Annotated in this window: 14 protein-coding genes; 10 read left to right on the forward strand and 4 right to left on the reverse strand. The window is 62.6% G+C overall.

Annotated features, from left to right (window positions below):
• Positions 1-253: 253 nt before the first annotated feature.
• Positions 254-1,432: a xylose isomerase gene (gene xylA / locus ACQP0C_RS17660; RefSeq protein WP_433733969.1), complete on the reverse strand. Its 1,179-nt coding sequence runs from the start codon at positions 1,430-1,432 to the stop codon at positions 254-256.
• A 122-nt stretch (positions 1,433-1,554) separates the two neighbouring features.
• On the reverse strand, positions 1,555-1,986 hold the full coding sequence (locus ACQP0C_RS17665; protein ID WP_433733970.1) for a hypothetical protein: 432 nt from the start codon (positions 1,984-1,986) through the stop codon (positions 1,555-1,557).
• A gap of 247 nt (positions 1,987-2,233) precedes the next feature.
• Here ACQP0C_RS17665 and ACQP0C_RS17670 point away from each other — a divergent pair, with 247 nt between their 5' ends.
• From ACQP0C_RS17670 to ACQP0C_RS17715, 10 genes are all read left to right on the forward strand, one after another.
• On the forward strand, positions 2,234-3,466 hold the full coding sequence (locus ACQP0C_RS17670) for a helix-turn-helix domain-containing protein (RefSeq protein WP_433733971.1): 1,233 nt from the start codon (positions 2,234-2,236) through the stop codon (positions 3,464-3,466).
• Between the two features lie 561 nt (positions 3,467-4,027).
• Positions 4,028-4,627, forward strand: a complete 600-nt coding sequence (locus ACQP0C_RS17675; protein ID WP_433733972.1) for a toll/interleukin-1 receptor domain-containing protein — start codon at positions 4,028-4,030, stop codon at positions 4,625-4,627.
• A 3-nt stretch (positions 4,628-4,630) separates the two neighbouring features.
• Positions 4,631-4,951: a hypothetical protein gene (locus tag ACQP0C_RS17680; protein ID WP_433733973.1), complete on the forward strand. Its 321-nt coding sequence runs from the start codon at positions 4,631-4,633 to the stop codon at positions 4,949-4,951.
• Between the two features lie 81 nt (positions 4,952-5,032).
• Positions 5,033-5,317: a LuxR C-terminal-related transcriptional regulator gene (locus ACQP0C_RS17685; RefSeq protein WP_433733974.1), complete on the forward strand. Its 285-nt coding sequence runs from the start codon at positions 5,033-5,035 to the stop codon at positions 5,315-5,317.
• A 328-nt stretch (positions 5,318-5,645) separates the two neighbouring features.
• Entirely contained in the window at positions 5,646-6,338 is a 693-nt protein-coding gene (locus tag ACQP0C_RS17690; RefSeq protein WP_433733975.1) for a vWA domain-containing protein, read from the forward strand.
• Complete coding sequence (locus ACQP0C_RS17695) at positions 6,335-7,276, forward strand: PP2C family serine/threonine-protein phosphatase (protein ID WP_433733976.1); 942 nt, start codon at positions 6,335-6,337, stop codon at positions 7,274-7,276. The genes ACQP0C_RS17690 and ACQP0C_RS17695 overlap by 4 nt, the downstream gene beginning before the upstream one ends.
• A 3-nt stretch (positions 7,277-7,279) precedes the next feature.
• Positions 7,280-9,229, forward strand: a complete 1,950-nt coding sequence (locus ACQP0C_RS17700) for a hypothetical protein (protein ID WP_433733977.1) — start codon at positions 7,280-7,282, stop codon at positions 9,227-9,229.
• 19 nt (positions 9,230-9,248) lie between these two features.
• Positions 9,249-9,602, forward strand: coding sequence for a hypothetical protein (locus ACQP0C_RS17705; protein WP_433733978.1), 354 nt, complete (start codon positions 9,249-9,251; stop codon positions 9,600-9,602).
• A gap of 60 nt (positions 9,603-9,662) precedes the next feature.
• Positions 9,663-9,818: a hypothetical protein gene (locus tag ACQP0C_RS17710; RefSeq protein ID WP_433733979.1), complete on the forward strand. Its 156-nt coding sequence runs from the start codon at positions 9,663-9,665 to the stop codon at positions 9,816-9,818.
• Between the two features lie 113 nt (positions 9,819-9,931).
• Complete coding sequence (locus tag ACQP0C_RS17715; RefSeq protein WP_433733980.1) at positions 9,932-10,687, forward strand: type 1 glutamine amidotransferase domain-containing protein; 756 nt, start codon at positions 9,932-9,934, stop codon at positions 10,685-10,687.
• A 318-nt stretch (positions 10,688-11,005) separates the two neighbouring features.
• On the opposite strand, the gene ACQP0C_RS17720 is transcribed toward ACQP0C_RS17715, so the two are convergent.
• Both ACQP0C_RS17720 and ACQP0C_RS17725 read right to left on the reverse strand, forming a co-directional pair.
• Positions 11,006-11,293, reverse strand: a complete 288-nt coding sequence (locus tag ACQP0C_RS17720) for a hypothetical protein (protein WP_433733981.1) — start codon at positions 11,291-11,293, stop codon at positions 11,006-11,008.
• 483 nt (positions 11,294-11,776) lie between these two features.
• A complete protein-coding gene (locus ACQP0C_RS17725) occupies positions 11,777-12,133 on the reverse strand; it encodes a transposase (protein ID WP_433733982.1) in 357 nt (118 codons plus the stop codon).
• Positions 12,134-12,337: the final 204 nt, after the last annotated feature.

A 12,337-nucleotide genomic window follows, 5' to 3' on the forward strand; every position in this document is an offset into this window, starting at 1 on the left:
GGCATCGCAAGGTTTTACACTCATTGTCATGCTGGATTCGTTGTTGACCGGTATCGGCATCGCGGCTCTGCTGGGGGTCGTCGGTGCGGCATATATGGCGTTCCTTCTCCTACGCGGCCGCAAGAAGTAGCGACCCCGCCGGGGGCGATGAGATACGAAATCATTGTTGGTGCACAACAGATTTCGGCCATCCGAGACAGGGTATCGCTGAGGGATATCCGTCCGGCCGGTCCAATCTGGCCCGCTGTTCGCCTCAGCCGATCAGGTGCTCGAGTGCGAGCTGTTGCAGTCGGACGAAACCGAAGTCGCGTTCGGCGGCTTTGTCCGGATCGAAACCGTCATCGCCTGAGACGAATGCTTCGATCGACTCCCCGTCGCCGAGAGTCGGCTGCGCCAGATCGAGGACACCGGAGTAGGCCATCGCCTCCTGCACCCGGGAGTCGGCGCGAAAGGCGCGCGCCTTGTCGGCGAGCATCAGATAGGTCGCCATGCATGCCTTCGCCGATTCCCACACGCCGGTCATATGTTCGGTGCGCGAGGGTTTGTAATCGAAATGCCGTGGTCCGGTGTAGCGCGGTCCTTCTGGATAGGCGGGGAAACCGTTTTCGAGTAGGTCGACGGTGAAGAATGCGGAGACGAGGTCGCCGTGTCCGAAGACCAGGTCCTGGTCGTATTTGAGACCACGTTGGCCGTTGAGGTCGATGTGGAACAGTTTGCCGCTCCACAATGCCTGGCCGAGGGCGTGGGTGTAGTTCAGGTTGGCCATCTGCTCGTGGCCGGTTTCGGGATTGAGGCCAACGATATCGCCGTGCTCCAATTCGGCGATGAGGGCAAGTGCGTGCCCGACGGTGGGCAGGAAGATATCGCCGCGCGGCTCATTGGGCTTGGGCTCCAATGCGATTCGCAGGTCGTATCCTTGTGACTTGATGTATCCGGCGACCGTGTCCAAACCCTCTTTGTAGCGTTCGAACGCGGCGAAGACGTCCTTGGATCCGTCGTACTCGCTACCTTCGCGTCCGCCCCACATCACGAAGGTGGTGGCGCCGACCTGCGCGGCCAGATCCACCGCGCGCAGGATTTTGCGCAGTCCGAAGCGGCGGATCGAGCGGTCGTTCGCGGTCAGCCCGCCATCCTTGAAGACCGGGTGGGTGAAGGTGTTGGTCGTGACCATCTCGATGGTGAGACCGCAGCGATCGGTGGCGTCTTTTAGGCGTGCGAGGTTACGCTCCTTGGTGGCCTCGTCGGCATCGAACGGGAATACGTCGTTGTCGTGGAAGGTAATTCCCCACACGCCGAGCTCGGACAGGCGTTCCGCATACTCCCACGGTCCGAGCGTCGGGCGGGTCGGCAGACCGAACGGGTCGGTACCCGTCCAGCCGATCGTCCATAGGCCGAAAGAGAACTTGTCGTCAATAGTGGGTTGGCGGGTCACGCGATCACCTCCAAGCCTGTTCTACAGCACGGCGAACACCGCGGCTGCCATCTTCGACATACCGACGTCGTGGGTGCGCGGCGTGAAGCCCCGCGCTGTTGAGGGGTGCGGTGCACCCGTATCTAACTCATAAAGGTCGCGACGATCCAGTAGCCGACTATCAGCGCGGTCAGAACAGCGGGAATCGCGGCAACGCCGGGGGACAGGATCGCCCGCGCGAAATCGCGAAAGGCCCGTCCGGAATCGGGAATCATGTCGAACGGACGCGGCCCGGTCGGTACCGGAGCGCGCAGCTGCTGTGCCGCAGCGACGAACAGTGCGCGGTAGCGGCGTTCAAGACTCAGGTAGTAGCCGTCGAGTCCCCAGAAGATCCAGGTCGGGGCGATGGCCAGCAGAATCAATGCCGAACTCGGGCGGGACTGGGCGGTGACGATCGCGAGGACCACTGATACGAGAGTGACCGACCACCCCCGCACCGTGAACGACTGTTGACTCAAGCGTGCGATGACCGACTGCAGCATCTCGAGGTGCTTGACGCGATGATCTGTATCCATCTGTCCCCCAATTCCTTTCGGCATACCGGATGATCAGCCTAGTCCGGTATGTCGGGTATCGGTGCGGCCGCACCTCGACGGCACGGACGACTACTGGTGCCGATCCGGCGCCCGGCGTACGGTTTTCGTATGCGGTGAAGCCCCCGGCCGGTACACTTTCAGCAATAGTGGGTGGTGTCATCGGACCTGGCTCGAGGGAAGCGTCTTGCGGACGCGTCGAAGGGCAACGAGTTCTGAGGAAATGGCCATGGGGAGTGCGGATTTCGGTAGAGAACTGCGCAGGCGCCGACTGGAACGCAAGCTGAACCTCCGCGAGTTCGCCATGTTGGTGCACTACAGCAAGAGCTATCTGAGCAAGGTCGAGAACGGGCGCAGGCCGCCGTCGGCGTCGCTGCGGCGCGTGTGCGACGATGCGCTATCCGCCGGTGGGGAGCTGCTCGAATTCGCATCGCCGCAGCCGGACGGAGACCGAGATCTCGACCCGGATACCTCTTTGGCCATCGAATTGCATCCGGATGGTTCCGGGACGATCCGAATCGGGGAATTTCATATGAGGGCGGTGACTGTCCTCCCGTCGATGGCCACCGGATCCGCCGAGGTGCTCACCTGCCTGGGCCCCTTGTTCGATTACACGAGACATCTCGGCCGGATAAGCAGTCCCAGCATCGTCTTGCCCATGGCGGTCATGCAGTACCACGCCGCGTCCGCGACCGCCGAGCAACGGACAGGCCGCCAACGACGGGAACTGCTGCTGCACAGCGCGCACACTGCGGAGTTCGCGGGGTGGATGGCTCAGGAATGTGGTGACGACCAAGGTGCTTTGCAGTGGACCGATCTCGCGGTCCGACGCGCTGGCGAGGCCGGGGACCGGCATATGACCAGCTACGCGCTCGTCCGCAGGGCGATGGTCAGCCTCTACAGCGGCGATTCCTCGGCGACGACCACTCTCGCTGAGATGGTGCTCGCCGACGACGCCGTCCATCCCCGCATCCGCTGGCTTGCCGCGCTGGGAGCGGCGCAGGGCTATGCCATGGCTTCGGATCACAAGGGTTCGATGCGTGCGCTGGACAGAGCTGCGGGTTTTCACGACGCCGCACATCGCTCGACGGATAGTCAACAGCTTGGGCCGTCGACGCTGCATGAACGTCCGGCCCTCATCGAGGCATGGTGCCAATACGATTTGGGAAATCTCGACCATGCCGCCGTCCTCTTCGACCGGGCGATGTCGGAGAACCCGGAGCAGTCGGACCGCGCTCGCGCCAGATTCGGCACCCGGCAAGCATTGGTGTATGCCGCGCTCGGTGAGCCGAACCAGGCGTGTGCGCTGATCGAGCCGTTGCTCGACGTCATCCGCTCCGTCGACTCGAAAACCATCCGCATCGATCTGCGTGAGTTCATCGACACGATGGGCCGATACCGCGGGCTGTCCGCGCTGCGCGATATCCAGCCTGCTCTCGACTCGGCGCTGTCCGGACGCTGAGCGACCGAGTTGCCTGTTGCCACTCGCGTTGGCAACGGGCAGCCTCTTTCGCCCGCATGGTGTCTCGACGGATGCTGAAGGCAGCGCCGAGATTCGCAGACTGGAGGTGTCGAGGAAAGTGGTCGCCCACATGCCCATCGAGTTCCCGGGCGGAGCCGCACAGCAAACTGGTCGCCGGTCAGGGGATCGTGGCGCCGGAGAATTGTTGTCACGGAATGGGCGCTGAAGCATGGTAGCCGAGGCAGCTCGCGCATCCGCTCGATAGTCGCGGAATAAACCGACCGGACTCGTCTGTATCGATGTATTGAAAGTATGCGGTATTGTGTCCGGCTATTTGTTACCGATCATCCCGCCCTCGGATATATTGGCCAGCAGGCTATTAGCTGAATCTCATGTCGTATTGGTTTTCGACACGAGTAGCGCCCACGTGGTAATCGAAGTGGAGGGTGGTCGCGAGGAGAGGATAAAGAAACTGTTCGGCATTATTGGTCTGCTCTGCTATCAATGGTGTACCGAATGGCGCGTTACCTGTTCTGAAATAAGTCCCATGAGGAGTCTACGTTGACGGAAATATTTCTGAGCTACCGCATAGTCGACAGCGTATATGCGGTCAGGGAGATATCGAAGCGGATGGCGCAGCGCCTCGGGAGGACGCGTGTCTTCCGTGACCAGGACTCCTTGGGTTTGGGTTCCTTCTACGCCCGCCGAATCCGCAAGGCTGTCGCGGACTGCGACATGATGGTGGCGGTGATAGGACCGCACTGGCTCGACGTACGCGACGAGCTGGGCCGCCGTCGCATAGATGATGAACGCGACTGGGTGCGCATGGAAATCCGCACTGCGTTCGCACGCGGAATACCGGTCATCCCGGTGCTGCTGGACGGTACCCCGGTGCCGCCTGAGGAGAAACTGCCTGCCGATATCCGCCAACTAACGCACGTGCATTTCTGGGAAATCAGCCATCAAACGCTCGAGGCAGACGTGGACGGCCTGATCGAACGCCTGGTTCCGTCCGTCGCTGAACGGTCGGACGACCGCAGTCCCGCAGCCGATCCCGGCGCGGGCTACACCCAAACCAATGTCGCGACGAGTGGCAGCGCGATAACTGCCAATAACAACGGAAACCAGACCGTCGAGGTCAACTGGCCTCACAGGAGATGATGAATGCACCCCTCGCCGGGATCGAATAATAATCCCACCCCACACAACCAACACAACGTAGCATCCAACGGCGGCAACATCATCGCCAACAACGGTGGCAATCAGAAAGTCAGGATCAACCACGGACAACGCCCACGTGTGTGGACGTGGTGGGCGCTGCTGGTATTGGTGCTGGTCGATGTCGGCTTCTTCTTTTACGGCCAGGCAGCCTATACCGGCATGGCCGGTAACTCCGACGATGTATCGCGAGCGGTGATATTTCTCGTGCTGTTCGTGATGACCGTGGCCATGCTACGAGTATGTGTGCGCAGTCTGTTCCGTTGACAGCGGTTTATTCCGTATCGCCATGAGGGTCTTCGAGTATCCCGAAAGAATACGAAGAGTATTGCAGCAAAGGAAAGTTTCATGAGTGTCACATTCGGCCACGAAAACGTCCCGCTGTCCGCCGCGCTCGATCCGTGTGAGCGTCCGGCGCTCAGTAGTCGTGAGATCGAGGTTCTACTGGCCTGGATCTGCTCGGACTCCAAAGTGGAAGTTGGTCGCCGCCTTTATATTTCGCTGGGCACGGTGAACACGCACCTGGCTCGGATCAGGGACAAGTACGCCGCTGTCGGCCGTCCGGCCCCCACTAAAGCCGCCCTGGTTTCCCGGGCATTGCAGGACGAACTGATAGACCTCGACCAGTTGTGATCGCCGCTGGCATGTTGTTCGAGTTTCCGAGATGGCTCAATCGTCGCGTCCTGCTCCGCTTCTCTATTCCGAGATCGTCGTTCGCGATACTTTCATCGACCGTGGATGGTGTCTGTCGGTCGAATGCTGGACACCGCAAGCGATTCGACGGTGATTACAGTTGTGCGTGCGGGTCGCATGCACCGGAGGAAGCGGACGCCCGGGGCAATGCCAAATGACCTGCCAGTGGATCTGCCTGCGGGGGCGCATGATTCACGCGTCGATGTATCGGTGACTCGTGTCACCGATTACGTGCCTTGCTGAGGACTTGCTAAGGAGTTGAATCCCGTTGTCAGAATTGACCATTCCGCTCAATGAAGCCAACCCGGACCCTCGTGTCGCGTGCATTGTTCTCGCCGACGTATCGGGTTCGATGTCGGGACCGCCGATCGCCGCCTTGGAGGCGGGATTCGAGGCTTTCGTACACTACGTCACCACCGATGACCTGGCGCGGAAGCGCGCTGAAGTCGCGGTGATCACCTTCGGCTCGTACGCAGAGGTGACCGTGCCGCTACAGGAGGCGCGAATGCTGCAGCCTGCCCGGTTCGCGATCAACGGGTCCACGAATATGGCCGCTGGCATAGATCTCGCGATCGATATGATCGAGGAGCGCAAACTGGAGTACAAAGCGGTAGGCATCCAGTATTTTCGCCCGTGGCTGCTGCTGCTCACCGATGGCGCGCCGAATCCGGACGGATTCGATGCGGCGGTAGCCCGGCTCAATGCCATGGAGGCTGCCAACGGCGTCACTGTGTTCGCGATCGGCGTCGGTGAGAATGTCGACTATGGGCAACTCAAACGACTTTCGCAGCAGCGCACACCCGCGCCGTTGGCCGGGTTGAAGTTCGAGGAGTTCTTCGAGTGGTTGTCCGCCTCACTCGGCAATATGGCCAGTTCCTCGAGCTTCGGCAAATCCGACGACCAGGTTGCCGCCAACTCCCAGCAGGTGGCACTCGCGCCTATCGGCTGGACGTCCGCATGACGATCTCTGTTTCCGCACGCAGCGGTGACACCGCGAAGGCAGATTCCGCCACGCCGACGGCGCACGGTGTCCTCGGACGCCAGTGGTCGGTCTGCGGCGCATCGGTCACCGGTCGTGGACATCGGAAGAATGGTCTCGGATGCGATGACGCGTTCGCCTACGGAACCATGGGCGATTTCGTCGTAGCCGCCGTCGCCGACGGCGCTGGTAGCGTCACCCAGACATCCGCGTGGGGCTCCCACACTGTGTGCAGCGGCGTAGTCGCGGACGTGCTGACCCCATGGTTCGCCGAGAGGTTCGCCTCCATCGAAGGTGATGGCCAGGCCGCCGACGATCTGATGGAGTCGCTCTTCCGCTATGCACTTGGCAGACTTCGCCATCGAGCCGAGTGCCATGGGCAGCCCCTCGGTGAGCTCGCGACGACGTTGGCCGTCGCGGTCGCCCGCCCGGGTCTGGCCATCTTCGGCCAGATCGGCGACGGCATCATCGCGGTGGAGCGGACGGCCTGCGTCGAGACCATCCTCGTCGAGAAGAAGGCGGAGTACGCGAACCTGACGTGGTTTGTCCAGTCCGACAACGCTTTCGCTGACTCCTTCCGCACGCACACCGCCACCGATATCACGGCGTTCGCCCTCAGTACCGACGGTATGAGCTACAAGATCACCGATATCACCACCGGAGCGGCATTCGTCCCGTTCTTCGAGGGCGCTTGGTCGTCGTTGGCCGCAGGACTGCGCGACGAGAACTTCGCTCAGTGGCTCGACAGCATCGAAGAAGATCAGACCGAGGACGACAAGACTTTGGTTCTAGCCCGGCTGAAGTACAGCGACGAGAGCGAATCGGTATTCAGAGCGTCGTTGACCCGTCAGGTGTCGTCGCGGTGGCCTGCAATCACGCCGCTGAGCCCACCGGCCACGGAGAGTGCAGCCAAAGGCTGAGGCATGCAGCGACTCCATCTCGGCGACGGACGTACTATCCGGCTCGGCGCCCAGCTGGCCAAGGCCGGCGAGGGAACCATAAGCGACATAGCAGGCCACCCGGAATGGGTCGCCAAGATCTTTCATCCGCACCTCACCGCGCTCGCCGCCAAACGGACGAAGGTGCAAGCGATGGCGAAGGCGCGGCCTCCCGACGCCGTGCAGCCGGACGGGTTCGTCGTGCTGACCTGGCCGGATCAAACCATTGTCGAGAGCGGGACCATCTGCGGGTTCGTCATGGGCAAGGTGGATATGTCGACGGCGGTCGAGGTGCACAAGCTGAGCAATCCCGCCGATCGTCAGTATCCGAACCCCACGGGGCCGCAGTGGCCCAAACAGGTGACTTGGACCCACCTGGTCAACATCGCCACCAATCTGTGCCTCGCCGTTGACACAGCGCACCGTGCCGGTGCCGTCATCGGTGACTTCAACGAGCGCAATATTCTCGTCTGCAATACGACGCGGGTGACCCTGGTCGACTGCGACTCCTTCCAATTCCGTAGTGGCAATACGACCTTCCTGTGTGATGTCGCGCGGCCCGAATTCCTGGCGCCGGAACTCGCCGGGGTCGACCTCAAACGGCATGCGCGAGAAAAGAACTCGGATCTATTCGTGCTCGCGATCCATATCTACTTGCTGCTGATGGCCGGGAATCACCCGTTCCTGCGCGGAGATTGGACCGGACCGGGGGATAAGCCGGAGGCGCTGGTTCTCGCGGCCGGCGGACAGTGGGCTGGTGGTCCGAACTCCCAGCTGAAGGCACATCCCGCCGCGCCACCGATGACGATGCTGCCTCGAACAGTGCAAGCATTGTTCGAGCGTGCGCTCGGTACCGGGGCGAAGAATCCGACCACACGCCCTTCCGCCGCGCAATGGCAACGCGCCCTCGCGGCGATTACGACCGTCCACTGCGCGCGTGATAAGACGCATGTGTACCCATACCACAACAAGGTATGCCCTTGGTGCCGCTTGTCCGAGCGGCACAGCCGCCCCGTCGGCGCCACGGGCCGGACGGTCCGAGGAGGCGCCACGACCTCCCGTATTCCGGTGACGACGTCGGTCCGGAAACCTGGTGTCGTCGCGCCAACGATGACGGCCCCCGTCATCCGGCCCGCGCCCCCGATCATTGCGCCGTCGCGGTCCGCGCGGCAGGCGGGCGCGATACAGCGGCACCGTGCGATCGACGGAACAGTTGCGGGCGTAGCGATCTTCTCCGCGTTGACGGTGGTGGTGCCGTGGCTCATCGGCCACTTCCTGCTGCGTGGTCGTTATCTACAGACCTCGAGTCTCGTTTATGACGATCAGATCAGGGCGATCTGGCCTTACTTCTGGACGGAGCTGCGCGGCGGATGGGCGTTGATCGCGTTGATTTCGGGTGCGTTGTTGGCGCTACGACCGTGGCAGGGGCGCAGGCCTGCGGTCGTGGGCGGTGTCGTGCTGCTGTGTGTCGCCGTGTGGCTCGGTACGGGCGCTCGCGCAGGCTTCGGCGACGCCGAAAGCGACTCGGTGCGCAAGCTCGCATCGACCACTTTCCCTTTCGACAGTCGATTTCTCAGCTGTGGTCGCGGGCTCACGCTCGGTTTTCAGAGCACCAAGTCCGGGCCCGTTGAAAGTATGTGGCAGTTGTACCTGGGCTCCGAGTTGGGCTATCGGGGCAATGGCTGCAACCGCATCTCCGTATACCGGGGCTGGCAGCGGGTGGGGTATCTCACGCTGCCTGCCGGAGTGGAATTCGAGTACGGCTCCGACGATCTGTGGACCTATGTCGAGGAGTCGAAACAGTCACTGGAGAGCGGCTACACGATCTGGGGATACGAACCGTCGCAGGTGTGGCTCAACGCCCGTACAAGCGACGGGAGGATCGTCTCCACCAATCTGCGCGACGCCGCCTCCCAGGGTTTGGCCATTCGATAAGGAAAACAAGGAGAAGTAGATGCGTCTGAACATCCAACGCAGTCAGAACGAAGTTCGTGGAATGCTCGGCGGCAGTAAAGGGTTCACCTTCACACTGAGCTACCGGCTGGATCTGACGCCGGCGGAACGCGGCGTCGTCGACAAGTACAAGCTCTTCGACTACCCCGTCACCTTCAGCACCTTCCAAGGTACGAGGGTGCCCGACGACACGATCGGCAAGATGCTGAACGGGGCCAGCCAGACCGTGAATTCGGTAGAGACCTTGCTCAAAAACGAAGAGGTCATCAAGCAGGCCTGCGACAGTCTCCCGATCCTGTTCAACGTTATCCAGAGTTTCGGTGGCACAGAAGTGATCGACTACCCCCGGAAATGAATCGACAATGTTCGCCGCTGCCGAATAAATAGAGTCGCATATCAATATCAGGAGGATGAAATGGCTCAGTCTGAACAGGATGTCCGGAACGCAATCGCTCGGGTGAAAAACTCACCGGCGAATGCAAGCGAGGCGGACTGGAAGGTTGTGAACGATTTTGCGCGCCAGGCCGGACCGCTCGGAAACCTCGCACGCGAAGCGATCAAGGGTCGCTGATTCTCAGCAGCGTCTATGCGGGTGATCTCGCCGTCGGAAGCGACGGCGAGATCTACCTCGTAGCCGTCTAATGGGTGGCTCAACAGTCGAGTGCCGGCTGCGATGATGTGCGTATGCGCGTACTCATGCCGGTTCCGGACCACGACTTCGACGTCACCGAGGTCGCCGTGCCGTGGCGGATCCTGACCGACGCCGGACACGAGGTCGTATTCACCACCGAGCGAGCGGGTACGGTGCCTGCGGCGGATCCGCGGCTGCTGACCGGAGTGATCTTCGGTCAACTCGGTGCCGAAGCCGAGCCCCGGACCTTCTATCAGCAGCTCACCGGCACACCGGAGTTCACCGCCACGGTCTCCTGGTCGGAGGTCGACGTGGACGACTTCGACGGACTGCTCCTACCCGGCGGACATGCACCCGGCATGCGGCAGTACCTGGGCTCGGAGACACTGCAGCGGCAGGTCGCGAGGTTCTGGACCCTGGGCCGACCGGTGGGCGCCATCTGCCACGGTGTCCTCGTCCTCGCCCGGTCCGAAGATCCCGCTACCGGCCGTAGCGTGCTCGCCCAGCGCCGCACCACCTGCCTGCCCAAATACATGGAGCGCGTCGCGTATTTCAGCACCGCATGGCGACTCGGCCGCTACTACCGCACGTATCCGGCCTACGTCGAGGACGAGGTCCGCGCGGCTCTCGACAACCCGGACACCCAATTCCAGCGCGGCCCACTCGAACTCACCAGACGCGGCACCGCCACCGACGACACCCCCGCCTTCATCGTCGAAGATCGCAACTATCTCTCCGCACGCTGGCCAGGAGACGCCTATCTGTTCGGGCGCCGGTATGTTGCACTGCTGGAAGGCACCGAGCGCTGAGTTCATCAATGTAGTGACTGCGCAAGGTCGCCTGGAGGCCGTCATCGACTCCGACGCTCGACATCGACCGCGCCCTCGGGCACACATGGCCCGGACCTGATGAGCACATGCACCCTCAGTGCCGACCCCGAACTGTGCGCCTACCGCGAACGATCGAAAACCGACGCTCGGCTCCGCCGCCGCGACCACGCGCCGCGCCGGCGTCGGCTGCCGGCACTGCCGACGATCGCGTGGGAGGGCTGCCGGGGGGAAGCGGTTGGTCCGGGACTCCGGTCACACGCGTTGCCAGCTCCATACGGATTCGACTCCGAGTTGCGGTCAGGCCGAGGTGCGGCTTCGTTTCCCGAGGTTGGTGGGCGAGACGGCTGGGCCGATGGTGGTGAGCAGCGCAGCGGCGAGGACGACGGTGAGGATTGCGGATCCTGCTGTGCTCGTGAGTGGTTGGCCGTGATGCAAGAGGATGTGGGTGCCGATGGCCGCGAGCAGTGCTCCGGGTGAGGGTGGCCGTGGATGTGGTCCGGGCGGCGGAGCCGGCTGGGCGGCGCCGGTGACGGCTGCGATGACCGGGATGTGCCGGAGGTAGATGGTCATGAGGCGGGCGGTCATGTGTGTGACGATGCGGCGTATTCGCCCACGGCGAGATCGCGCGGCCCGTCCGCCGTTGTCACCATCGACACGAACAAACTCATCGGTCTGTAGGCGGCAATCATCGCGCGTCCCCAAGAAATGAAGCCGCGTTCACGGTATGGGCACTCAGTCCGTGTCTCATATGGCCTTGTTCGCTTTCGCGAGGCCGCGTCGCTCGGCGGACTCGATTCCCTTGCGCGCGGCACGGACTGCCATGGCTCGGCGGCGCACTCGCGGTCGCAACTCGGGCTGGTCGTGGGCTTGGTGCGTGTGTAGTTAGCCCGGCCGGCGCCTGAGCGGACCGTGGCGTGACTGCACTGCCGGGATCGCCTTCACAAGGGTTCGAGCGCGTGTGAAGCATGGACGTCGGTGGCCGGAACCGCCACGGCCAGCGGGATTCCCGCACAATCGGACAGCATGTGCAGTTGCGAGCCGGGTTGGCGCGGTCGGGCTCGGGTCCGGTCAGATCGCCTTTTTCGCCCGGATGCGCGCCCCGGCGGCCACTGCCCTGGACCAATTGATCAACCCCTGGTTGCCCGGCTCATCGGGCACCGCCCGCTGCAGCCGCTGCCACACCCCGGCGTTCGTCCACACGGTGAATCGGCGATGCGCCGTCGGCACGCTCACCCCGAACGACGGCGGCAGCATCCGCCACGCGCAACCGCTGGTCAGCACGTACACCACTGCCGTGAACACGGCCCGCTGGTCCACCGGAGCCGCGCCACCGCCCTGTGCGCGCGGAGTGAACGTCGGCAGCAACGGCTCCACCCACTCCCATAACTCGTCCGGCACCAACCGCTGCGACAACGCATCGACCACGACCAAATATCATGCAACACAGCTGATTACGATGGGCCGAAATTATCTCCATGTGAGACCCGGTCTTGGCGGCGATCTGCCCGACGTGAGCAAATTTTCAGTATCTGTAACTCTCAAACCTAGTGTCGCGCAGTGCAATTGACAGCGACTTCAAACGAAAAGTATGTTTCCGGCACATTCCCTGATCGACGTGGGGTAGCGCGC

This window comes from Nocardia sp. CA-129566, assembly GCF_050956075.1.
Classification (GTDB): Bacteria; Actinomycetota; Actinomycetes; order Mycobacteriales; family Mycobacteriaceae; genus Nocardia.

Coding starts and splice junctions, on each gene's coding strand:
- ACQP0C_RS17695 (WP_433733976.1), top strand. CDS start 6,335: ATGACGATCTCTGTTTCCGCACGCAGCGGTGACACCGCGAAGGCAGAT.
- ACQP0C_RS17680 (WP_433733973.1), top strand. CDS start 4,631: ATGCACCCCTCGCCGGGATCGAATAATAATCCCACCCCACACAACCAA.
- ACQP0C_RS17685 (WP_433733974.1), top strand. CDS start 5,033: ATGAGTGTCACATTCGGCCACGAAAACGTCCCGCTGTCCGCCGCGCTC.
- ACQP0C_RS17715 (WP_433733980.1), top strand. CDS start 9,932: ATGCGCGTACTCATGCCGGTTCCGGACCACGACTTCGACGTCACCGAG.
- ACQP0C_RS17720 (WP_433733981.1), bottom strand. CDS start 11,293: ATGACCGCCCGCCTCATGACCATCTACCTCCGGCACATCCCGGTCATC.
- ACQP0C_RS17665 (WP_433733970.1), bottom strand. CDS start 1,986: ATGGATACAGATCATCGCGTCAAGCACCTCGAGATGCTGCAGTCGGTC.
- ACQP0C_RS17710 (WP_433733979.1), top strand. CDS start 9,663: ATGGCTCAGTCTGAACAGGATGTCCGGAACGCAATCGCTCGGGTGAAA.
- ACQP0C_RS17700 (WP_433733977.1), top strand. CDS start 7,280: ATGCAGCGACTCCATCTCGGCGACGGACGTACTATCCGGCTCGGCGCC.
- ACQP0C_RS17705 (WP_433733978.1), top strand. CDS start 9,249: ATGCGTCTGAACATCCAACGCAGTCAGAACGAAGTTCGTGGAATGCTC.
- ACQP0C_RS17670 (WP_433733971.1), top strand. CDS start 2,234: ATGGGGAGTGCGGATTTCGGTAGAGAACTGCGCAGGCGCCGACTGGAA.